This is a genomic window from Dyella jiangningensis, from assembly GCF_003264855.1.
Classification (GTDB): domain Bacteria; phylum Pseudomonadota; class Gammaproteobacteria; order Xanthomonadales; family Rhodanobacteraceae; genus Dyella; species Dyella jiangningensis_C.
The window spans coordinates 86826-107369 of record NZ_NFZS01000006.1; the positions used below are offsets into that span (position 1 = coordinate 86826).

The 20544-nt window shown below is 65.7% G+C and carries 21 protein-coding genes; 11 read left to right on the forward strand and 10 right to left on the reverse strand.

The window, feature by feature from the left end:
* Positions 1-102: 102 nt before the first annotated feature.
* On the reverse strand, positions 103-1302 hold the full coding sequence (locus CA260_RS19620; RefSeq protein WP_111984761.1) for an aromatic amino acid transaminase: 1200 nt from the start codon (positions 1300-1302) through the stop codon (positions 103-105).
* Positions 1303-1330: 28 nt separating this feature from the next.
* Complete coding sequence (gene ttcA / locus CA260_RS19625) at positions 1331-2197, reverse strand: tRNA 2-thiocytidine(32) synthetase TtcA (RefSeq protein ID WP_111984762.1); 867 nt, start codon at positions 2195-2197, stop codon at positions 1331-1333.
* A gap of 101 nt (positions 2198-2298) precedes the next feature.
* On the opposite strand from ttcA, the gene CA260_RS19630 reads away from it, so the two are divergent.
* On the forward strand, positions 2299-2505 hold the full coding sequence (locus CA260_RS19630) for a YdcH family protein (protein ID WP_111984763.1): 207 nt from the start codon (positions 2299-2301) through the stop codon (positions 2503-2505).
* Positions 2506-2822: 317 nt separating this feature from the next.
* On the forward strand, positions 2823-3419 hold the full coding sequence (locus tag CA260_RS19635) for a GNAT family N-acetyltransferase (protein ID WP_111984764.1): 597 nt from the start codon (positions 2823-2825) through the stop codon (positions 3417-3419).
* A gap of 131 nt (positions 3420-3550) precedes the next feature.
* On the opposite strand, the gene pssA is transcribed toward CA260_RS19635, so the two are convergent.
* From pssA to CA260_RS19670, 7 genes are all read right to left on the reverse strand, one after another.
* Positions 3551-4945, reverse strand: coding sequence for a CDP-diacylglycerol--serine O-phosphatidyltransferase (gene pssA, locus CA260_RS19640; protein ID WP_111984765.1), 1395 nt, complete (start codon positions 4943-4945; stop codon positions 3551-3553).
* Between the two features lie 107 nt (positions 4946-5052).
* Positions 5053-6072 (reverse strand): biotin/lipoyl-binding protein, encoded by a 1020-nt coding sequence (locus CA260_RS19645; RefSeq protein WP_111984766.1) that lies wholly within the window; start codon positions 6070-6072, stop codon positions 5053-5055.
* 9 nt (positions 6073-6081) lie between these two features.
* Positions 6082-6282 (reverse strand): DUF1656 domain-containing protein, encoded by a 201-nt coding sequence (locus tag CA260_RS19650; RefSeq protein WP_111984767.1) that lies wholly within the window; start codon positions 6280-6282, stop codon positions 6082-6084.
* Complete coding sequence (locus CA260_RS19655; protein ID WP_111984768.1) at positions 6272-8413, reverse strand: FUSC family protein; 2142 nt, start codon at positions 8411-8413, stop codon at positions 6272-6274. Before CA260_RS19655 ends, CA260_RS19650 begins: the two co-directional genes overlap by 11 nt.
* Positions 8414-8415: 2 nt before the next feature.
* On the reverse strand, positions 8416-8910 hold the full coding sequence (locus CA260_RS19660) for a MarR family transcriptional regulator (protein WP_111984769.1): 495 nt from the start codon (positions 8908-8910) through the stop codon (positions 8416-8418).
* Between the two features lie 237 nt (positions 8911-9147).
* The gene (locus CA260_RS19665) at positions 9148-9573 is read right to left on the reverse strand and encodes a DUF4156 domain-containing protein (RefSeq protein WP_111984770.1); all 426 of its coding nucleotides are present in this window, start codon (positions 9571-9573) and stop codon (positions 9148-9150) included.
* 99 nt (positions 9574-9672) lie between these two features.
* A complete protein-coding gene (locus CA260_RS19670) occupies positions 9673-12546 on the reverse strand; it encodes a M16 family metallopeptidase (protein ID WP_111984771.1) in 2874 nt (957 codons plus the stop codon).
* Positions 12547-12832: 286 nt separating this feature from the next.
* Between CA260_RS19670 and CA260_RS19675 the strand changes: the two genes are divergently transcribed.
* The 9 genes from CA260_RS19675 (at position 12833) to CA260_RS19715 (ending at position 19442) form a co-directional block, all read left to right on the forward strand.
* Positions 12833-13036, forward strand: coding sequence for a hypothetical protein (locus tag CA260_RS19675; protein WP_111984865.1), 204 nt, complete (start codon positions 12833-12835; stop codon positions 13034-13036).
* A gap of 52 nt (positions 13037-13088) precedes the next feature.
* A complete protein-coding gene (gene trmL / locus CA260_RS19680; protein ID WP_111984772.1) occupies positions 13089-13553 on the forward strand; it encodes a tRNA (uridine(34)/cytosine(34)/5-carboxymethylaminomethyluridine(34)-2'-O)-methyltransferase TrmL in 465 nt (154 codons plus the stop codon).
* Positions 13554-13736: 183 nt separating this feature from the next.
* Positions 13737-14387 carry a ubiquinone biosynthesis accessory factor UbiJ gene (locus CA260_RS19685; protein ID WP_111984866.1) on the forward strand — a complete coding sequence of 217 codons (651 nt, stop codon included), beginning with the start codon at positions 13737-13739 and terminating at the stop codon, positions 14385-14387.
* Between the two features lie 2 nt (positions 14388-14389).
* Positions 14390-16033 carry a ubiquinone biosynthesis regulatory protein kinase UbiB gene (gene ubiB, locus CA260_RS19690; RefSeq protein WP_111984773.1) on the forward strand — a complete coding sequence of 548 codons (1644 nt, stop codon included), beginning with the start codon at positions 14390-14392 and terminating at the stop codon, positions 16031-16033.
* Between the two features lie 78 nt (positions 16034-16111).
* Complete coding sequence (locus CA260_RS19695) at positions 16112-16810, forward strand: pseudouridine synthase (protein ID WP_111984774.1); 699 nt, start codon at positions 16112-16114, stop codon at positions 16808-16810.
* 52 nt (positions 16811-16862) lie between these two features.
* Positions 16863-17285, forward strand: a complete 423-nt coding sequence (gene arfB / locus CA260_RS19700; protein WP_111984775.1) for an alternative ribosome rescue aminoacyl-tRNA hydrolase ArfB — start codon at positions 16863-16865, stop codon at positions 17283-17285.
* Positions 17282-17875, forward strand: a complete 594-nt coding sequence (locus tag CA260_RS19705) for a 1-acyl-sn-glycerol-3-phosphate acyltransferase (RefSeq protein ID WP_111984776.1) — start codon at positions 17282-17284, stop codon at positions 17873-17875. The genes arfB and CA260_RS19705 overlap by 4 nt, the downstream gene beginning before the upstream one ends.
* 6 nt (positions 17876-17881) lie before the next feature.
* Positions 17882-18787: a hypothetical protein gene (locus tag CA260_RS19710; RefSeq protein ID WP_111984777.1), complete on the forward strand. Its 906-nt coding sequence runs from the start codon at positions 17882-17884 to the stop codon at positions 18785-18787.
* 19 nt (positions 18788-18806) lie between these two features.
* The gene (locus CA260_RS19715; protein ID WP_172461932.1) at positions 18807-19442 is read left to right on the forward strand and encodes a LysE family translocator; all 636 of its coding nucleotides are present in this window, start codon (positions 18807-18809) and stop codon (positions 19440-19442) included.
* 150 nt (positions 19443-19592) lie between these two features.
* Here CA260_RS19715 and CA260_RS19720 read toward each other — a convergent pair whose 3' ends face one another.
* Entirely contained in the window at positions 19593-20501 is a 909-nt protein-coding gene (locus tag CA260_RS19720; protein ID WP_425479755.1) for a LysR family transcriptional regulator, read from the reverse strand.
* Positions 20502-20544 lie beyond the last annotated feature (43 nt).

A 20544-nucleotide genomic window follows, 5' to 3' on the forward strand; every position in this document is an offset into this window, starting at 1 on the left:
ACGACGGGGCACCTATCGATGCGACACCGTCGGACCTCACACTGTGAGGCGCTGGATTCCGACCCTGTGCCGGAATGACGACCATGAAAGATGCAGGTAGGGTCAGCGGCTGACCGCGGCGACGGCGTTCACCACCGTGTCGAGGTTGGCGCGGTTGAGCGCCGCCACGCAGATGCGGCCGGTGCCGACCGCGTAGATGGCGTATTCCTCGCGCAGCCGGTCCACCTGAGCCTTGGTGAGGCCGGAATAGGAGAACATGCCCGCCTGCTCCTGGATGAAGGCGAACTGCGGCGCACCCGCCGCGGCCAGCTTCTCCACCATGCCGGCGCGCATCGCGTGGATGCGCTCGCGCATCTCGGCCAGCTCCTGCTCCCACATCGCCTTCAGCTCGGTGCTGTTGAGCACGCCCGACACCAGCGCGCCGCCATGCGTGGAGGGGCTGGAGTAGTTGGAGCGGATGGTGCGCTTCACCAGCGACAGCACGCGCGCGGCTTCGTCACGATCCTTGCCCACCACCGACAGCGCACCCACGCGCTCGCCATACAGCGAGAACGACTTGGAGTACGAGTTGGCGACGATGAATGCCTCGATGCCGGACGCGGCGAACAGGCGCACGGCGGTGGCATCGGCATCGATGCCGACGTCGAAGCCCTGGTAAGCCATGTCGATGAAGGGCAGCAGCTTGCGCTCCTTCACCAGCTCCACCACCTGTTGCCACTGCTCTGCGTTGAGATCCACGCCGGTCGGGTTGTGGCAGCACGCGTGCAGCAGCACCACGGTGCCCGGCTCCAGCTTGCCGAGGTCGGCGAGCATGCCGGGGAAATCCAGGCCGTGCGTGGCGGCGTCGTAGTAGGCATACGTCAGCACTTCGAAGCCGGCCGAGCCGAACACCACGCGGTGGTTTTCCCAGCTCGGGTTGCTGATGGCGATCTTCGCGATGGGCAGTACCTGCTTCAGCAGGTCGGCGCCGATGCGCAGCGCACCGCTGCCGCCGATGGTCTGCGCGGTGGCCACGCGGCCGGCGGCCAGCAGCGGCGAATCTTCGCCGAACACCAGCTTCTGGGTGGCGACGTTGTAGGTGGCCAGGCCGTCGATCGGCAGGTAGCCGCGCGGTTTGGCTTCCAGCGCCAGCGCCTGCTCCACTTCGCGCACGGCGCGCAGCAGCGGGATGCGGCCCTGTTCGTCGTAATAGATGCCCACGCCCAGGTTGACCTTGCCCGGGCGGGTATCGGCCACGTAGGCCTCGGAAAGTCCCAGGATCGGATCGCCAGGGACCATTTCAACAGCTGCAAAGTGCGACACGGCGTTACTCGACTGGTAGGTGGGGGGGTCACGGCTCTTCCGGCGATCCGGCGAGCCACTGATGCGCTTCGGCGCGGGCGACACCTTCGCGCGCGCCAAGCGCGGCGAAGTCGAACAGGTTGCGATCGGCAAGCTGGGACGGCGACACGTTGCCCAGCGCGCGGAAAATATTCTCGGCGCGGCCGGGCTGGGTCTTCTCCCAGTCCTCCATCATGCGCTTGACCGCCTTGCGCTGCAGGTTTTCCTGCGAGCCGCAGAGATTGCACGGGATGATCGGGAACGCGCGCGCCTCGGCGTATTCCGCGATATCCGCTTCCTTGCAGTACGCCAGCGGGCGGATCACCACATGGCGGCCATCGTCCGAGCGCAGCTTCGGCGGCATCGCCTTGAGCTGCGCCTGGTAGAACAGGTTGAGGAAGAACGTGCCCAGGATGTCGTCCCGATGATGGCCCAGCGCAATCTTGGTGATGCCGTTGGCCGCCGCCCAGTGGTACAGCGCGCCGCGCCGCAGGCGCGAGCACAGGCTGCACATGGTCTTGCCTTCGGGAATGACCCGGGTCACCGTGCTGTAGGTGTCCTGCTCGATGATGTGGAACGGCACGCCGCGCGCGGTGAGATATTCGGGCAGCACGTGCTCGGGAAAGCCCGGCTGCTTCTGGTCCAGGTTCACCGCGATCAGCTCGAAGCGCACCGGCGCCTTGGCCTGCAGTGAAAGCAGGATGTCCAGCAGCGTGTACGAATCCTTGCCGCCCGACAGGCACACCATCACCTTGTCGCCGCCTTCGATCATGTTGAAGTCGGCCACGGCCTGGCCCACCTGATGACGCAGGCGCTTGGCCAGCTTGGCGGCCTCGTAGTGCTGCTTGCGGATGGCGTCGGGCTGGGCGGCGGACATGACGGTATCGGGCGGAACGGCCCCCCATTGTAGCGGCCTGGGCGCCTCGGGTCCGGCAGGAGTAGACTTCCAGGCTGTCTTTCCAGCACGCGCCCGCCGTCATGCAGGTCCAGGACCAAGCCGAAATCGCCCACCTGCTGGCCGAACTGCGCGTCGAGCACCGCGATCTCGACGTCGCCATCGAGCACCTCGCCTCGTCGATGAGCCGCGACGAACTGCAGATCACCCGCCTGAAGAAGCGCAAGCTGCTGCTGAAAGACCATATCGCCCGGCTGGAAAGCCGGCTGATCCCCGACCTGGACGCCTGAAGGCTCGCCGACACGCCAACAGGCGACCCGAAGGGCCGCCTGTTGGCAAACGAGCTTGGCAACGCGCCCCGAAGGATCGCAAGTAAAGGAAAGAGGGGTGACGCGGTTCGCCGAATCCCGGGGTGTCATGCCTTCCTGGCAGGTCTGCGACGAATTCCCTAGCACCGCGACACGAGCGAAAGTCTAGGCGGGAGTTCCCTGTCATCCCATCAGAGAAGTCTGAGAAGCACGGCCGCTGCCCAGGCGACGGACGCGCGCCATTGTCGTCCCACCAACGCGGCTGCTTAAATCACTGCTCCCCGAACGCCGGAGCCATCATGCCCACGCTCACCCCGCTTCGCCTGGAAGATGACCACGTCGTGCTCGAACCGCTCGAAGCGGCCCACGCACCGGCACTGGAAGCCGCGGCAGCCGATGGCGAGCTCTGGAACCTGTGGTTCACCAGCGCGCCGGCACCGGGCGAAGCGGCGGACTACATCGCCAAGGCACTGAAGGGCCAGGCCACCGGCGCCATGCTGCCCTTTGCGGTGCGGGAAAAAACCAGCGGTGACATCGTCGGCACCACGCGCTACTACGACTTCGTGCCGGAACTGCCGCGCGTGGCGATCGGCTACACCTGGTACGCCAAGCGCTGGCAGAAGAGCCACCTCAACACGGCCTGCAAGCGCCTGCTGTTCAAGCACGCCTTCGAGACGCTCGACTGCGTGGCGGTGGAACTGCATACCGACCACCGCAACCTGGACTCCCAACGCGCCATCGAGCGCCTCGGCGCCCAGCGCGAAGGGGTGCTGCGCAATCATAAGCGCCGCCCCGATGGCGGGCTGCGCCACACCGTGTGCTACAGCGTGATCGACAGCGAATGGCCGGACGTGGCTCGGTGGCTGGCGATGCGACTGGAACGGCTGGCGGGCTGAAGACCCCTGTTCGTCTCTGTAGGAGCGCACCCAGTGCGCGATGGATGTTCGCGACGACCATCAACTGTGCGACAACGGCTGCTCTGCGGTCGCGCACTGGGTGCGCTCCTACACCGGTAGGGAAACGGGGCTTACAGCAGGCGTCCGATCAACCGATCCAGCCGCACGCGCCGCAACCGCTTCAGCAGCTTGCGTACTTCCGGCGGATAACTGCGCGCCCCCTCCAGATCGCGGTAATGATCCAGGCGCGTCGCATGGCGGCGCAGCGCCTGCCATTCCGCTTCATGCTGTTCGTGCAGTCGCCGTGACGGATCGCGCAGCAGCAGGCCGTTTTCCAGGTCGAGCGCCCACGCACGCGGATTGAGGTTGTTGCCGGTGAGCACGGCCCATTCCTCGTCCACGAACAGGCCCTTGAGGTGGTAGCTGTTGTTCCCGTCGCGCCATAACCACAGGTTGAGCTGGCCGCTGTCGATGGCGCCCTGGTGTCGTCGTGCGAACTGCCGCAGGTTGCTCTCATAGAGATACGGCAACAGGCCGATGCGGCTGAATGGCTGGTCGGGCGGGATGTAGAAATCGTTGGCGGTCTTGTCGCCCACCATGATGTCGAGGCGACAACCACGGCGCAGCAACTGGCCGATCGCCGCGCGCACGGGACGCGGCAGGTTGAAGTAGGGCGTCAGCAGGATCACGCGATGACGTGCCTCGCGCAGCAGCGCCAGCAAGGCATCGTTGAGCGGATTCTCGCCACGCCCGAATCCCGCGAGCGGAATCACCGTGATGGCGCCCTCGCCCGACACCTCGCTCGCACCTTCGTAGCGCGCCTGCTGCAACGACTGGCGCAGGCGGCGGATGGGCTCCTGCATGTCGCGCGGCCGGGGTAACGGCAGGCGATCGAAGCGCGGCACGGCATCGCTGTCGCGGAACTGGCGCGCGACGAAATCCACCATGCTGTCGGCCAGCGCGCGATGGCGAAGCAGGTGATAGCGATCCAGCCGGTAGCGCTCGTGCTTCGCGAGATAGACGTCATTGAGGCTCGCGCCGCTGTAGAGCACGGCATCGTCGATGATGAAGCCCTTCAGGTGCAGCACGCCGAACAGCTCGCGCGTCTGCACCGGCACGCCGCGCACGACGACACCCTCGCCCAGGCGCTGCGCGTAGTCGCGATACATCGCTGCATTGCCTTGGCTGGCGCCTTTGCCGATCAGCCCGCGGCGCGCGCGATGCCAGTCGACGTAGACCTCGATGCTCAATGACGGGTGGGCGGCACGTGCGGCGTACAGCGCATCGAGCACTTCACGACCGGCATCGTCGTCCTGCAGATACAGCGCTACCAGCACGATCCGCCGTTGCGCCTGGGCGATCAGCGCCAGCAGGGTTGCGCGAAAAGCCGCCGGCCCGCTCAGCGTGGTGATGGCCGCAGGCGGCACGGCGAAGTTCGGATGGCCGGACAGATCCAGGCCGCGACGGCGTCGCAGGGACAACAATCGGCGGGCAAGGCCGCGCGGCGAAGGCAGGGATCGATTCATGGGGCGCCATGTTAACCCGGCGCCCCGGAGCGAGCGCGCGGTGTGCGCACCCTTCTATGTTCGCCGTGACGGCACCGTCGTTTTCATGAAACGGCGCATGAAGCGCATCAGTCTTCCTTGTCCAGCACGCGCCGCGGCTTCACGTCGATGCTCGCCGTCATGCCCGCCGCCAGCACCACGTCCTTGGGCACGCTGGCTTCGTCGATCGCGATGCGCACCGGCACGCGCTGCGCGAGGCGCACCCAGTTGAAGGTGGGATTCACGTCGGCGAGCAGATCCTTGCCGGTCGGGTTGTCGCGATCGGTGATGCCGCGCGCCACGCCGATGATGCGCCCCTTGAAGTGCGTGCCGCCGCTCATGAGGCGGATGTCCACCGGATCGCCTACGCGCAGGTGCGGCAGCTTGGTTTCCTCGAAATAGCCGTAGACGCAGTAGCTGTGGCGATCGATCAGCGCGAGGCGCGGCGTACCGGTGGCGGCATAGTCGCCCACGCGCACGTCGAGGTTGGTCACGTAGCCGTCGACCGGCGCACGCACTTCGGTGCGCTCCAGGTCGAGCTTCGCCCGGTCCACCGCCACCTGTGCCTGCACCACGGCGGCCTCGGCCTGCTCGCGGGATGCATTGGCCTGGTGACCGCTGGCCTGCGCCTGTTCCCAAATGGCGCGTGCGGTCAGCGCGGCAGACTTGGCGTCAGTGCGCTCTTCTTTCGGCACGACTTCGGCCAACTGCTCGCGGCGCGTCGCCTGTTCCTGGCGCATGTCGTACTCGGCCTTGCGCGCCGCGGCGCTGGCGAGCACGGCGTCGATGTTCGCACCGGCGGCGCGTGCCGCCGCCTTGGCCGCATTGAGGTTGGCGTCCGCCTGCTGCAAGGCAATCTGGAAGCGCTGCGGGTCGATCTCGAACAGCACGTCGCCTTTCTTCACCTCGGCGTTGTCGATCACCGACACGCGCGTCACGAGGCCAGATACATCGGGCGCGATGCGCACCACTTCCGCGCGCACGCGACCATCGCGCGTCCAGGGCGAGTACATGTAGTGGCGCCATAGGGCATGGCCCAGCAACAGCGCCACGATGACGACGACGGCGGTGATGGCGAATCGGAGCAGGGCTTGGGGCTGGATTTTCATGAAGGTCACTCAGGGATACAGCAGCAGGCCGACGGCGCCGAACAGCACGAAGAACACGGCCACGCGAAACAAGGATGGATGCCAGACATAGCGGTACAGGCCATAGCGGCCGACGATGGTGTCGATCACCCACAGCACCAGCAGGCAGCCGAGGTAGACCAGCAGGATGCTGGGCACCAGCGCGTCGGCCAGGGCGATTTCACGTGGCATGGGGAATCTCCGTTGCCTTCACGATGTAGGGACCGAGCGCGGATTCGTCGTCGCGCAGCGCGGTGCGCAGTTGCAGCAGGTGCGCCAGCGCCGGCTGGCAGGTGGCGCGCATCTGCGGCAGCGTCTGCATGGTCAGGGTGATGGCGTGGTCGACCGCGCGGTCCGCCTCCTGCCAGCGCTGCCGGTCGGGGGCGTCGTAGAGGCGCGCCAGGGCGTCCACCGCGCGCTGCATGGCTTCGCACAACGGCGGCGGCAAATCGGCGTGCCGGATGTCCTGGCGCAGTTCGATGATCGCGCGACCGCTGTCGTGGACGGCCAAACCCCAGGCCAGCAGGCTGCGCGACTCCGCGCTGTTGGGCTGGGTGAACTGGACGATCTGGTGGAACAGGTCGCGGTTCGTGCTTTCGAAGCGGTACAGCAGGCCTTCCATCGGCGCGGTGGCGGCGAACGAAACCTGCCGCCGCAGTTGCTGCAGCTGGCGGCGACGAAGCCATTCGGTGCCGATCACCGTCGGGATGATCATGAACGCCACACCGCACATCATCAGGCCGAACAGCGAGGCGATGGCGTCATTGAAGAAGTGCTCCGGGCTGTACACCATCGGATTTTTCAGCGCGAGGATGTAGACGTAGCCCAGCGTGTAGCCCGCACCGATGCCGGGCAAGGTCGCATTGCGCGTGGTGAGATACGGACCAATCAACAACAGCGGCATGGTGGTCAAGACCATCATGGTGAAGCCATCGCTGCCCGGCAGCAGCCAGAACACCACGAAGTACGCCGCGATCATGCCCACCGCGTAACCGATCCAGGTATTGGCGGTGGCCGCCAGCGGCGTCGGCGACGTGGCCATCAGGCCGCTGAAGATGGTAGCCAGCAGCATCGCGCTGGGCCCGAAAGGCCAACCCGACCATAGCCAGAACACGCTCAGCGCGATCATGGTGAGGAAGGTGCGCACCACGCCGATCAGCGGCGCGGCGTAGTCGTTGGCGCGCCGGAAGTCCACGCGCTCCGCGCTTCCCTTCAGGCGTCCCTGCGTTTCACGCAGCGCGGCTTCCAGGGCGGCGAAATCGCGCAGCTCGCTCACGAAGCGATAAAGCAGCACGGTGCCGCTGTCGAACTCCAGCAGGAGTTCGGGATCCTGTCGCAATCCTTCGCGCAAGGTGCTCGCCAGCGACGGCAGCTCCGCCTCGCACGCCTCCAGCCGCGTGGCCAACGAACGCGGCGCCGCGCTCTCCGCGGCCGGCGGCGACAGCGCCTTGCCGACCGGTGCATACAGCTCGATGAGCGCACTCGCAGTGCGCGGATGGTTGTTGCGCTGCAGGCGGTTGATCAGGTGATGCAACGACTGGAAGCTGGTGGCCGCCGCCATGTAGCGCAGGTTGAGCAGCTGCATGCGACTGCTGCGTGCGCGTGCTTCCGGGTCTTCGAAGATCACCGAGGCACGCAGGTCTTCCAGCTGCACGGCGGCGCGCACGAAGTGCAGGTGCGCCTCTTCCATCTTCGCCCGCGGGATCGCGCCACCCAGGCTGCCACGAGCGAACTCAATGAAGTGCGCGTAGTGCGAGCGCGCCGCGCTTCGCAATACCTGGCGCAGTCGCTCGGGCAGCACCATGTCGCTGACCAGGCCCGCCACGATGATGCCGAGCATCACCTCGCTCACGCGCATCATGGCCGAATCGAACACGTTGTACGGGTTGGTGATGGCCGGCAGTGCCACGATGGCGGCCGTGTAACCGGCCAGCACGAAACCGTAGGACATGAAGTTGCGGTACAGCACCGCGCCACCCGCGCAAATGCCCACCCACAGCGCGAGCGCGGTCAGGAACAGTTCGCGCTGCTGCGGGAATGCCGACATCAGCAGCAAGCCCACCAGGCTGCCGGCGCAGGTGCCAATGGCGCGATAGAAGCTCTTGGCCAGCACCATGCCGCTATGTGGATGCATCACGATGGAGACCGTGATCATCGTGGTCGAGGGCTGCTCCAGCTGGAACAGCATCGACAGCCATGCGGCTATGTAGAACGCCAGCATGCACTTGAACACGAAGATCCACGCCTGGCGCTCGGTCGCGAGGAACTCGCCCAGCCATGGCAGCGAGCGTTTCGTGGCAACGTCGGAAGGCACGGCCGCCATGGCTACTGCCGCTCCAGTTGCGTGAGGAACTTCTTGAGCAGGCGTTCCAGTTGCGCCATGTCGCGCGGCTGCATGTCGCCCACCTGGCGCTCCAGCAATTCGCACACGTCGGGCAGGAACCCTTCGATCATCGCTACGCCATCCGGCGTCAGCGAAAGGGCCACCTTGCGACGATCCTCGTCGCTGGCGTTGCGCGCAATCAGCCCCTTCTCGCACAGCTCGTTGGTGAGCCGCGTGATGTTCGCCAGCTTCTCCCCTGCCGCATCCGCCAGCTCGGTGGGATGCATGGTGTAGCCCTCCGTGCCGTACAGCATCATCAGGAGGTTGTATTCCGGGTGATTGATGCCGTAGGGCCGCAGCATGGCATTGGCGTCGTCGTGCACGCGTTTATAGATGTGCTTGATCAGGCGCACGAGCACGGCCGGATCCCGCGGAAACGCAGGATGCCGCTGGCGCGTGATCGCCAGTCGCTGTTCGGTAGGAAGGAAGCTGTTCATGGGCCCGCGGCCTAAATAGTACATATATGTAATATATACATGTGTATTTTAGGCTCGCGCAGCGAGGACGCGCAAGAGCGTCATCCTGCAGACGTGAAAAAGGCGCCACGAGGGCGCCTTTCAAGCGGAGATCGACTTCCGTAGGAGCGCACCCAGTGCGCGAAAAGCCAACGGAGCGGTGACGGCACGGCTCTGCGTTCGCGCACTGGGTGCGCTCCTACGACGAAGCCAGATGGGTCAGTTGCCCTTGACCGGATACGTCTCGAAACCGCCCGGTGTCGCCTGATTGGGCTGCTGCTGGTTGGGGTTGGCCGGATTCGCCTGGCGATTGGCCGGAGCCAGCTGTGCGTTGCCGCACTGGTAGGCGCCCCACGGCTGCGAGCCGTCGGTCGGTTCGCCCAGCGGCTTGATGGTGTCGGCGTGCATCTTGGCCGCTTCATTGCGCGCCATGACTTCCAGTTCGTCGCGCACCTTGATGTCGTTGCGATTGACTGGGCCGACGTGGTCCATCACCGAAACGGTGACCTTGCCCAGTTCGCGGCACGACGAGAGATCGCCGCTCCAGGCCGTGCGTACGCCCTTGCCGGCATCGTCCAGCGTGATGCCGTAGGTGCAGGCGCCGAGCAACGCGATGGGAACGAGCAACAACAGGGTCTTGCGCATGGATGACTCCGCGACTTGAAAAGTAGAAGGCCGGGCGCTGTCCGCCCGGCCTCCATCCTAACCCGGGGACGTGAACAGGTCCCCCTATGGCATCAAGGATTACTTGGCCGGCACCGCCTTGCCGTCACCGTCGATCACCTCGATCTCGCCCAGTTTGAGCGCGCGCACGGGCTGCTCGATCTTCTTGAGATCGCCGACGATCACCCAGGTCAGCGCGGAAGGCTTGATGATTTCCTTCAGCGCCTGCTCGGCATCGGACTGATGGATCGCCTCGGTGCGTGCCTTGAGCGTCTGCACGTAATCGTCCGGACGGCCGTACTGCACGATCTCGGTCATCGCGCCGAGTACTTCCGAGCTGGTCTCGAAGCTGCCCGGCAGGCCGCGCACGTTGGAGTCCTTGATCTTGTCCACCTCCTGCTCGGTCAGCGGACGCGCGCCCACCACTTCGCTGGCTTCCTTGAACACCTCGTTGGCGGACTCGGCGGTCTTGTCGGTCTGCACCGGGGCATACATCAGGAACGGACGCTGGCCGACCGCATCGCGCATGAAGCTGAAGGCGCCATAGGCCCAGCGCTTGTCTTCGCGCAGGTTCATGTTGAGGCGCGAGGTGAAGCTGCCGCCGAACGCACCATTGGCCACATCGATCGCCAGCTCGTTCGGCGCCTTGCTCGAGGGCGCGAGCAGACCGGCCAGGATCAGCGATTGCGGCGCATCCGGCTTGTCGATGAGGAACACGCGCGGCTTGGCCTGGACGGCCACCGTGGCGATGTTCTTCTTCGGCAGCGGGCTGGACGGCGCCGTCCAGTCGCCGAAGGCGGCATCGAGCTGCGGGATGATCTGCTGCAGCGTGGTATCGCCGGCGACGAGGATCTTCACGTTGTCCGGGCGCAGCCAGTCACGCTGGAACGCCGCGAGGTCGGATGCCTGCATCGACTTGATCGCCGCCTCCGTGCCCGAACCGGTGAACGGGATGCCGTAAGCGTGGTTGGCGCCGTACAGCAGCGGCGGCAAGGTGCGCAGCGCCAGCGCGGTGGGCTGCGTCTTCTCCTGCGCGATGCCGGCCAGCCACTGCCCGCGCACGCGCTCGATGTCCTCGCTCTTGAAGGCCGGGTTGCGCACGATGTCGGCGAACAGCGCCAGCGATGGCTGCAACTGGTCGTTCAACGCATTGAGCGCCGCCGAGCACGAGTCGAGGCCGCAGCCGATGCGCGTGATCGCGCCCAGGCGCTGCTTGCGCTTGGCCACTTCCACCGAGTCGAGATCCTTGGTGCTCTCGTTCATCAGCGTGGTGGTGAAGCTGGCGGTGCCGAGCTTGCGACCCTGGTCGGCGGCGTAGCCCGCATTGAACAGCAACTGCACGTGCGTCACCGGCACCGTGTGGCGCTGCGCCAGCACGACTTCGATGCCGTTCTTGAGCTTGCCGCGCTCCAGCGCCGGGAAACTCAGGTCAGGGAAGGTGGCGACCTTGGGCACGCCCTGGCTGCGGTCGAGCTGGCTCTTGGCCACGCTGAAGTCCTGCTTGGCAGGCATCTTCGGCGCCGGCTTGCCATCAACCGGGCCGAGCGCAACCACCTTGGCGTCTTCCTGCTCGCCGTTGAAGTCGTCACCGGCAGGCAGCACGGTGAGCAGGTAGTCGCCGTGGCTCAGCCACTTGTCGGAAGCAGCCTTGACGCTGGCCTGCGTGGCGGCGTCGGCGCGCTGCAGGTCCTTCTTGTAGGCGCCCGGATCACCGCGATAGACCTGACCCTCGGCCAGGATCACCGCCTTGCCGCCGAAGCCACCGACCTTCTCCAGCCCGCGCACGAAGCCGGCGCGGTTGCCGATCTTGGCGCGCTCCAGTTCGTCGGCGTTGGGACCGTCGGCGAGGAATTTCTTCAGCTCGTCGTTGATCGCCGCCTCGACCTTGGCCGGGTCCACGCCATCCTTCACGTCGGCCTGGATCTGGAACTGGCTGGCCAACGCAAACGGCGAAATGCTCGCCGAGACGTCATCGACCAGCTTGTCCTGGTAAACCAGGCGCTGGTACAGGCGTGAGGTCTTGCCGCCGCCGAGCACGGTGGAGGCAAGGTCGAGCTGGATCGCGTCGTCCGTGCCCAGCTGCGGCACCACCCAGGTGCGGTAGATGCGCGGCTGCGCCACGTGATCGTGCTGAATGCCACGCGTGGACTTGGTGAGCGGCGTGATCCACGCCTGCTGGCGCGGCACCGGCGGGCCGGCCGGGATGTCGCCGAAATACTTCTCGGCCTTGGCCTTCGCCTCCGCGACGGTGATGTCGCCGGCCAGCACGAGGGTGGTGTTGGCGGCGCCGTAATAGTCGTGGAACCACTGCTTCACGTCGGCCAGCGAAGCCGCGTTGAGGTCGGCCATCGAACCGATGGTGTCGTGCTGGTACGGATGGTTGCCCGGATACGTGTTGGACAGGATGTTCTGGTCCACGCGGCCGTACGGGCGGTTCTCACCCTGGCGCTTCTCGTTCTGCACCACGCCGCGCTGCGTGTCGAGCTCCTTCTGGCCGATGGCGCCCAGCAGGTGGCCCATGCGATCCGATTCCATCCACAGCGCCATATCCAGTGCGGTGGTCGGTACCGTTTCGAAGTAATTGGTGCGGTCGAACCAGGTGGTGCCGTTCATGTCCGTGGCACCGGCCAGCTCGAACGGCTGGAAGTAGGTGCCCTTGTGGTTCTCCGAGCCGGAGAACATCAGGTGCTCGAACAGATGCGCGAAGCCGGTCTTGCCCTTGGGCTCGTCAGCCGAACCCACGTGATACCAGATGCTCACCGCCACTACGGGCGCCTTGTGGTCCTCATGCACCACCACGGTCAGGCCGTTGGGCAAGGTGAAGCGGGTATAGGCGATGTCGGGGACGGCGGCGGCGGACGATTCCACCGCGGCATGGGGAGCAGCGATCGCCGGCAGGCCGGCGGAGACGCTGAGCAACCCTGCGACGAGCAGGGCGAGGGGCTTTCTTGCCATCACGACACTCCTGTTGTTTCGACTTGTGAACGCCGGAGGCTAGCCACGGCTCCGGGGCTTTGGCAAATGACCAATGGCAGGGGTTTTAGTGCCCGGACCGTTGTCCGGACGACTGTCCGTCCGGCTGTCCGGCCGCGCCCGGTCGCTGTCCGCGGACAGCCATCGTGCGCAGAAGGCTTTGCGAAATTTCCAACAAACACAGTCACTTGGAGGTGAATGAAGGGTTGGCACGGCGCTTGCCATATCTACCGTGCAGGACTTACCCACTTTCATCGGAGACATGATCATGAAATTCGAAGCCTTGATGCTGCGCGGCCTGTTCGTTGCCTGCCTGCTGGTTTGTGGACTCGTGCTGGGTGCCATGGTGAACGCTTCGCCGGACGCCATCCGTCTCGCCGCTGCCGGCAGCGCCGGTCAGCTGATCGCTACCCCGGTTGCCTGCGCGCTCCCGCCCGATGGCGTGGTCTGCCCGCGCGCCAACAACGGCTGAGCAGGGACGCTCACCGTTTGGCGGGTCACCGGAGAGACCCGATAATGGCTGGATGCTGCACGTCATACTTTTCCGACCAGAAATACCGCCGAACACCGGCAACGTGATCAGGCTGTGCGCCAACACCGGCGCCACGTTGCACCTGATCCGCCCCCTGGGATTCGAGCTGGACGATGCCCGCCTGCGCCGCGCAGGCCTGGACTACCACGAATACGCGCAACTGGCCGTGCATGACGACCTCGCCAGCTGCCTCGAGGGCATCGGCCAGCCACGTGTGTTCGCCTTCTCCACCCGCGGCCGTATCGCCCATGTCGATGCCCGCTTCGCCGACGGCGACGCCCTCCTGTTCGGCTGCGAAACCGCCGGCCTGCCCGGCGAGGTGCTCGACGCCATCCCCGAAGCGCAACGCCTGCGCCTGCCGATGCGGCCGAACAGCCGCAGCCTGAATCTCTCCAACACCGTCGCCGTGGCGGTGTATGAGGCCTGGCGGCAGCTGGGTTTCACCGGCGCCGCCTGACCGCTTCCCCTGTAGGAGCGCACCCAGTGCGCGAAAAGCCAATGGAGCGGTGATGCGGAAAGGTGATATTCCCGGGACAACGTTTCATGGCCCCGCCCTGGTGCCGTGATCGCGCACTGGGTGCGCTCCTACAACCGGCACATCACGGATGGGCCAACCGCCCTCACCCGCTACAATCGCGGCATGACCGCCTCTCCCCGCTCCCTGCTGCCCCGCCCGCTGCGCGCCCTCGCCGGCCGCGCGCTGGAAACCGCGCTCAACCACACGCTCTCGCTCGATCCGGAAACCGTCGCGCGACTGCCCGCACTGGATGGCCGCAGCGTGCAGCTGCATCTGCGCGGCCCCGAGCTGGCCTTGTCGGTGACCGTGGAAGGTGATCGCCTGAAGGTCGGCCCCGCCAAGGACGACAATCATCTCCGCGTCGCTGCCACTCCGGGCAGTCTGCTCGGCATGCTGATGAAGCGCGATGACGAAGGCGTGGCGCCCGGCAAGGTGGAGATCGCCGGCGACGCCGACCTCGCGCGTCGCCTGGAAAAACTCGCCGGCAAGTTCGCCCCGGATTTTGAGGAAGCCTTCGCGCGGACGTTCGGCGACGTGCTCGGCGTGCCGCTCGCCAAGGCCGTACGCAACGGCCTCGCGCATGCGAAGGAAACGGCCAGCCACCTCACCACCGACACCGCCGACTGGCTGCGCGACGAAATCCGCGTTGCCGCGGCACCGGGCGAAGTGGAAGGCTTCCTCGACGGCGTGGACGACCTGCGCGAGCGCAGCGAACGCCTGGAAGCGCGCCTTGCCCGCCTGGAGCAGCGCCTGAAGAAAGGACCCGCCGCGTGACGATGCCTTTGAAGGTCGTGCCGCGCGTGATGCGCGTCGCCTCCGTGCTGCTTGCCTATCGCCTGGACGAACTGGTCGACGCCGCCCATCTGTTCCGCCCGCTGAAGCTGGTGCGCCCGCTGGTGGCGAAGCCGCGCGTGAACGTCGACGGCCTGTCGCGCGGCGCGCGCCTGCGCCTGGCGCTTACCGACCTGGGCCCGATCTTCGTGAAGGCAGGCCAGGTGCTGTCGACGCGACGCGACCTGGTGCCGGCCGACATTGCCGACGAGCTCGCGCAGCTGCAGGACCAGGTGCCGCCGTTTCCCGGCGCCGAGGCGCGCGCCATCGTCGAGCAGGAACTGAAGGCACCGATCACCACGCTCTACGCCGCCTTCGACGAAACCCCGCTCGCCTCCGCCTCCATCGCGCAGGTGCACGCCGCGACGCTGCACGACGGCAGCGCCGCGGTGGTGAAGGTGTTACGCCCGGGCATCGACAAGCAGATCGCGCGCGACGTGAAGCTGCTGCGCTCGCTGGGCGAACTGGCCCAGCGCTGGCACCCCAACGCCGACAAGATCCGCCCGCTCGACGTGGTGGCCGAAGTCGAGAAGATGCTGGAAAACGAGCTGGACCTGCAGCGCGAAGGCGCCAGTGCCAGCCTGCTTCGGCGCAATTTCCAAAGCGGCGTGGACATGTACGTGCCGGCCGTGCACTGGGATCTCACCGCCGCCCGCGTGCTGACGCTGGAGCGCGTCTACGGCGTGAGCTGCGACGACATCGCCGCGCTCGATGCCGCCGGCGTGGACCGCAAGGCGCTTGCGGTGAAGGGCGTGCGACTGTTCTACGAACAGGTGTTCCGCGACAACTTCTTCCACGCCGACGCACACCCCGGCAACATCTGGGTCGACACTGCGCGCCCAGGCGAGCCGCGCTTCATCGCGCTGGATTTCGGCATCATGGGTTCGCTGCCGGAAGAGGACCAGTACTGGCTGGCGCAGAATTTCATCGCACTGTTCGAGCGCGACTACGCGCGCATCGCGCAGCTGCACGTCGATGCCGGCTGGATGCCTTCCACCGTGCGCCTGGACGAACTGACCGCCGCCGTGCGCACGGTGTGCGAGCCGTATTTCACGCGCCCGCTGTCGCAGATCTCGCTGGCCGAGCTGGTGGTCAAGCTGTTCCAGACGGCGCGACGCTACGAGCTGACACTGCAGCCTCAGTTGATCCTGCTGCAGAAGACCCTGCTCAACATCGAAGGCGTGGGCCGCATGCTCGATCCGCAGATCGACATCTGGGCCGTGGCGCACCCGGTGCTCAAGCGCATCCTGCGCGAGCGCTACAGCCCGCTCCGCACGCTGCGCGAAATGCGCCGCCGGCTGCCCGAATGGTTCCACGCCGCGCCGCAGTTTCCGGAACTGATGCGCGACGCGTTGCGCCAGGTCGCCAAGGGCGAGCGGCAGCAGGTCGCTGATCCGAATGCATTGGCGCAGCGACGCGAGGAAGCACTGCGTACGCGTCGCTCGCTCGCTTTCGGCCTGCTGGGCGCCAGCTTGCTGGTCGGCAGCGCGGTGTTGTGGACGCAGGCCTCCGAGCATGCCGTGTGGCATGCGGCCGCCGCCGGCGTGGCAGGTTTGCTCGCCTTCGTCGCCGGTTGGCCGCGACGCTGAACTTCTCCCGCCGTCTTCCCGTATCCACAGGGAAGCCGGCGCTCAAGGCGAGCGACTCGCGCGCTTCGTGATCCAGACATGCTCGACATCCTCTACCAAGACGACGCCCTCATCGCGGTCAACAAGCCCGCCGGCCTCGCCGTGCATCGCTCCAAGATGGTGGGCAATGCCGAAGCATTCCTGATCGACGTGCTGCGCGAGCAGGTCGGTGGCATCACCTACCTCGCCCATCGCCTCGATCGCGCCACCAGCGGCGTGCTCCTCGTGGCGCGATCGTCGGAGATCGCCGCCGCGCTGGGCGAGCAGTTCATGGGACGCGACGTGCACAAGCAGTACCTCGCCGTCGTGCGTGGCTGGCCGGAGCCGGAAGCGATGGACATCGACTATCCCCTGCCCAGCTCCCGCGAAACCGGTCCGCGTCGCGACGCCCGCACCTCGTACCAGCGACTGGCGATGGTGGAAGTACCCATCGCATTGGGCCGCTATCCGCAGCAGCGTTACGCCCTGGTCCTGGCCGAACCGCATACCGGTCGCTTCCGCCAGATCCGCAAGCACATGGCGCATATCCACCACCCGATCATCGGCGACTGCCAGCACGGCCGCGGCGATCACAACCGCCTGTACAAACAGTACTTCAGCTGCCACCGCATGCTGCTGCACGCATGGCGGCTGACGTTCGCCCACCCGGTAACGGGCGCCGCCATGCGCATCGAAGCACCGTTGGACGCCGCCTATAGCGCCCTACTCCAACGCTTCGACTGGTCGCTGCCCGCGTAATGCGGCGCCGCGCCATGGCGGGCCGTCATGCGTGCCCGCTAAACTTCGCACCATGCTCACCGTCAGCCGTTCCATCGTCCTGCCAGAGACCGAGCTGACCGAGCGCTTCCTGCGTGCCGACGGTCCCGGTGGCCAGCACGTCAATCGCACCGAAAGCGCCGTCGAATTGCGCTTCGACGTGGCACATTCACCGTCGCTGCCCGACCCCGTGCGCGAGCGCCTGCTCGCGCGGCGCGATCGACGCCTCACCGATGATGGCGTGCTGGTCATCCAGGCGCGCCGCTTTCGCGACCAGGGCCGCAATCGCGAGGATGCACGCGAGCGGCTGGTCGAGATCATTCGCAGCGCACTGGCCGTTCCCAAGGCGCGCATCGCCACCAAACCCACTCGGGGCTCGCAAGAGCGCCGCCTCGCCGGCAAGCAGCAGCGAGGCAAGATCAAGCAAACGCGTTCGCGTGACTGGAGTCGTGAATGAGCACGCCGTTGCTCCCCCCTACCCCGCCCGAAGCCCCCAGGCTCAACAGCCGCTTCTGGCCGTGGCTGGCGCGTTGTCTGCTGCGCCTGTCGGGGTGGCGGCTGCTCGGCGAACTGCCGAACGTGCCGAAGCTGATCATCATCGGCGCGCCGCATTCCTCCTACTGGGACGGCGTGTGGGGCCTGCTGATGAAGATCGGCCTCGGCGCCGACATCAACATCATGATCAAGCGCGAGGTGCTGGACGGCCCGCTTGGCGTCATCCTGCGTCCCATCGGCATGATTCCCATCAACCGCAGCGCCGCACTCAACGTGGTGGGCCAGATGGTGAAGCGCTTTGCCGAGAAGGACCGCATGTGGCTGGGCATTACGCCCGAAGGCACGCGCAAGCAGGTCAAGCACTGGAAGTCCGGCTTCCTGCGCATCGCGCTCGAAGCGAACGTGCCGATCCAGACGGTGTTCCTCGACTACCCCACCAAGACCTTCACGCTGGGACCGGTCGTGCGCGCCACCGAGGACCACGATGCCGACATGGTGAAGATCCGCGCGCTCTTCACGCCGTATCGCGGCAAGCATCGCAACACGGAGTAATACCTAATGGTCTGGATGCAACGCCCCTTTTTCGTACTGGTCTTCGCGCTTGGTCTTCTCCCGGCCAGCGTCCAGATCCAAGCGACGGAAATCCCCAACATTCGGACGCGGGAAGCAGCGCCTTTTTTGACACTCGCACAGATTGTCGTTGCAGGTGAGGCGAAGACCTGGGACTCGCGTATTCAGCTGGACACTTACGTGGACGAACTCGTCTATGCCGTAGGAGCGGAGCACGGATGGACGCCCAAGAACGCGCTATGGCCTGAAGTAGCCGCGCGTGTCCGGACTGACATCGACAAGCATCCCGATCTCTTCTTCCAAACAAGAAGGGAGGCAACGACCCAGGGTTATGCCAAGAGCTACGCAATGAGCCTGACTGCACGACAGGCCGACGACGTTGCAACGCTATACCAATCGGAGGCAGGCCAGAAGTACTTGGCTTTCTCTGCTGACGTGCTCAATTTCTACCTGACAGTCATGCGGCGAGCCCGAGACGAGGGCCAACCAGGTGCGCTTCGTGAGGTCATGGTCAACGCATTGAAAGCACCTCCCGCGAAGGATGAGCGCGTTCTGCTTGCAGCAGGTACCCGATATCTGGTCTCGGCAATGGGCGATAGTCGGTCCAAACCGCCGGGTGCTCAACGCCTGACGCTCGAACGCATGAACATCAACATGGTAGCTCGGGCAGCCCCCAGCGAATGGAATGCATTGTTCGCGCGCTACGAGCACGACATGAATGCGATCGAACAAGTTGCAAATGATCCATTGGCTCAGCTCGAGATGGACCACTCCAGTGATTACAGGCTAACACCGGCGAATGTGCCTGCGTCTATCCAGGCTTATCTTGCTTCTTGGAAAGCGTTCTACTGGACTGCCAAAGCCAAGCGGATCGAAGCGCCCGCCAACCCCTGAACTGTTCGGAGCACATCGCTTGGCCTCACTCGGCATCCAGCATTTCGACGCCTTCCTACTCGCCTGCGTCGCGCTGAACCTGACGCCGGGCCTGGATACGTTCTACATCCTCACCCGCAGCGGTCGTGAAGGCCGCGTGGTGGGCGTGATGGCTGCGCTCGGCATCAATGCCGGCTGCATCGTGCATACGCTGGCCGCGGTGCTGGGCATCTCGGCGATCCTGATGACCTCGGCGCTCGCCTTCAGCGTGCTGAAATACCTCGGCGCGGCCTACCTGGTGTGGATCGGACTGCGCATGCTGTTGACGCGAGGTGGCGCACGGCCGACCACGGTGACGCGCGGCAAGGGCCTGGCGGCCGCGTTTCGGCAAGGCATGCTCACCAACGTACTCAACCCGAAGGTGGCGCTGTTCTTCCTCGCTTTTCTGCCGCAGTTCGTGTCGATGCAGGCTGCCCATCCACAGTTCGGGCTGTTGGTGCTCGGCCTGAGTTTCATCGGTACCGGCATGGTCTGGTCGATGGTGCTTGCGTTACTGGGCGGACACATCCATCACCTGCTCGCTACGCGGCCGCGCTTCGGCCAATGGATGGATCGCGTATGCGGTACGGTGCTGCTGGGCTTTGGCGTGAAGTTGGCGCTGCAGAGGCAAGGCTGAAGCGCAACGGCGCTCACTGTAGGAGCGCACCCAGTGCGCGACCACGGCACAACATTCCACTCCATTTGCCGGCTTCGCAGGACGGACGTCGAGTTCAGCCCCTGCGCTTATCGCGCACTGGGTGCGCTCCTACAAATATGCTCGCCGTGGTTAACGCTCGGAATGCCCTGATTCGTCATAGTCGCGATGCGTCAGCAACCCCGGCCGCACCAGATCGACGAATGCCCTCGCCTCCGCGCTGAGGAACTTGCCCTTGCGCATCACCACGCCGTAGCTGCGCTGCGGGAAATACTGCTTCATGTTTCGGACGGCCAAACGCGAGCGGTCGGCGTCGGTGATGCAGATGCCGGTGACGATGGAGATGCCCAGCCCCATCGCGACGTATTCCTTGATCACGTCCCAGCCGCCCACTTCGATCGCTACGCGATAAGGCACCTGGCGCTGCTGGAACACCAGGTCGACCAGTCGATAGGTGGAAAGCCGCTGCGGCGGCAGGATCAAGCCGTAGGGCGATAGGTCCTGCAAAGTGAGATCGGCCTTGGACGCCAGCGGATGATCCAGCGGCATGATGAGCATCGGGTCGTAGTGATAGACCGGCGCCCAGGCGATGTCGTTGGGCACGTCGAGCATGGAGCCCACGGCGAAGTCCGCCTCGTCGGCACGCAACAGCGCCAGCCCGTCCTTGCCGGTGACGTTGGCAAGCTGCAGCTGCACCTCGGGGAACTGCTCGCGATAGCGCCGTACTAGGTCAGGCAACAGGTACTGGATGGTCGAGGTGCCCGCCGCCACGGTCAGCCGGCCACCCTGCAGGCCCTTCACCTTGGCCTGGAAGTCGCGATCCAAGTTCTCCCACCCTTCAACCAGCGGACGCGCCAGCTCGTAGAGCGCCTCGCCTGCGTCAGTAAGGTTGATTCGCCGGCGACGACGCTCGAGCAGGCTCACGCCCAGTTCCCGCTCCAGCGCCTGCAGCTGGAGGCTCACCGTCGGCTGAGACAGATAGAGCGCCTCGGCGGCACGCGTCAGCGTGCCCAATTTGACCGTATAGACGAAGGCTCGCATCTGCTTCTGACGGTTGCCCTTGTAGTAGTAGCGACCGGCCTCT

Bases quoted from the DNA above. Each gene is read 5' to 3' on its own strand.
- CA260_RS19675 (WP_111984865.1), top strand. From the start codon at position 12,833: ATGAAATTCGAAGCCTTGATGCTGCGCGGCCTGTTCGTTGCCTGCCTG.
- CA260_RS19695 (WP_111984774.1), top strand. From the start codon at position 16,112: ATGCTCGACATCCTCTACCAAGACGACGCCCTCATCGCGGTCAACAAG.
- CA260_RS19650 (WP_111984767.1), bottom strand. From the start codon at position 6,282: ATGCCACGTGAAATCGCCCTGGCCGACGCGCTGGTGCCCAGCATCCTG.
- CA260_RS19705 (WP_111984776.1), top strand. From the start codon at position 17,282: ATGAGCACGCCGTTGCTCCCCCCTACCCCGCCCGAAGCCCCCAGGCTC.
- arfB (WP_111984775.1), top strand. From the start codon at position 16,863: ATGCTCACCGTCAGCCGTTCCATCGTCCTGCCAGAGACCGAGCTGACC.
- CA260_RS19660 (WP_111984769.1), bottom strand. From the start codon at position 8,910: ATGAACAGCTTCCTTCCTACCGAACAGCGACTGGCGATCACGCGCCAG.
- CA260_RS19655 (WP_111984768.1), bottom strand. From the start codon at position 8,413: ATGGCGGCCGTGCCTTCCGACGTTGCCACGAAACGCTCGCTGCCATGG.
- CA260_RS19635 (WP_111984764.1), top strand. From the start codon at position 2,823: ATGCCCACGCTCACCCCGCTTCGCCTGGAAGATGACCACGTCGTGCTC.
- ubiB (WP_111984773.1), top strand. From the start codon at position 14,390: ATGCCTTTGAAGGTCGTGCCGCGCGTGATGCGCGTCGCCTCCGTGCTG.
- CA260_RS19685 (WP_111984866.1), top strand. From the start codon at position 13,737: ATGACCGCCTCTCCCCGCTCCCTGCTGCCCCGCCCGCTGCGCGCCCTC.
- CA260_RS19720 (WP_425479755.1), bottom strand. From the start codon at position 20,501: ATGCGAGCCTTCGTCTATACGGTCAAATTGGGCACGCTGACGCGTGCC.
- CA260_RS19670 (WP_111984771.1), bottom strand. From the start codon at position 12,546: ATGGCAAGAAAGCCCCTCGCCCTGCTCGTCGCAGGGTTGCTCAGCGTC.
- CA260_RS19710 (WP_111984777.1), top strand. From the start codon at position 17,882: ATGGTCTGGATGCAACGCCCCTTTTTCGTACTGGTCTTCGCGCTTGGT.
- CA260_RS19630 (WP_111984763.1), top strand. From the start codon at position 2,299: ATGCAGGTCCAGGACCAAGCCGAAATCGCCCACCTGCTGGCCGAACTG.
- pssA (WP_111984765.1), bottom strand. From the start codon at position 4,945: ATGAATCGATCCCTGCCTTCGCCGCGCGGCCTTGCCCGCCGATTGTTG.
- ttcA (WP_111984762.1), bottom strand. From the start codon at position 2,197: ATGTCCGCCGCCCAGCCCGACGCCATCCGCAAGCAGCACTACGAGGCC.
- CA260_RS19665 (WP_111984770.1), bottom strand. From the start codon at position 9,573: ATGCGCAAGACCCTGTTGTTGCTCGTTCCCATCGCGTTGCTCGGCGCC.
- trmL (WP_111984772.1), top strand. From the start codon at position 13,089: ATGCTGCACGTCATACTTTTCCGACCAGAAATACCGCCGAACACCGGC.
- CA260_RS19645 (WP_111984766.1), bottom strand. From the start codon at position 6,072: ATGAAAATCCAGCCCCAAGCCCTGCTCCGATTCGCCATCACCGCCGTC.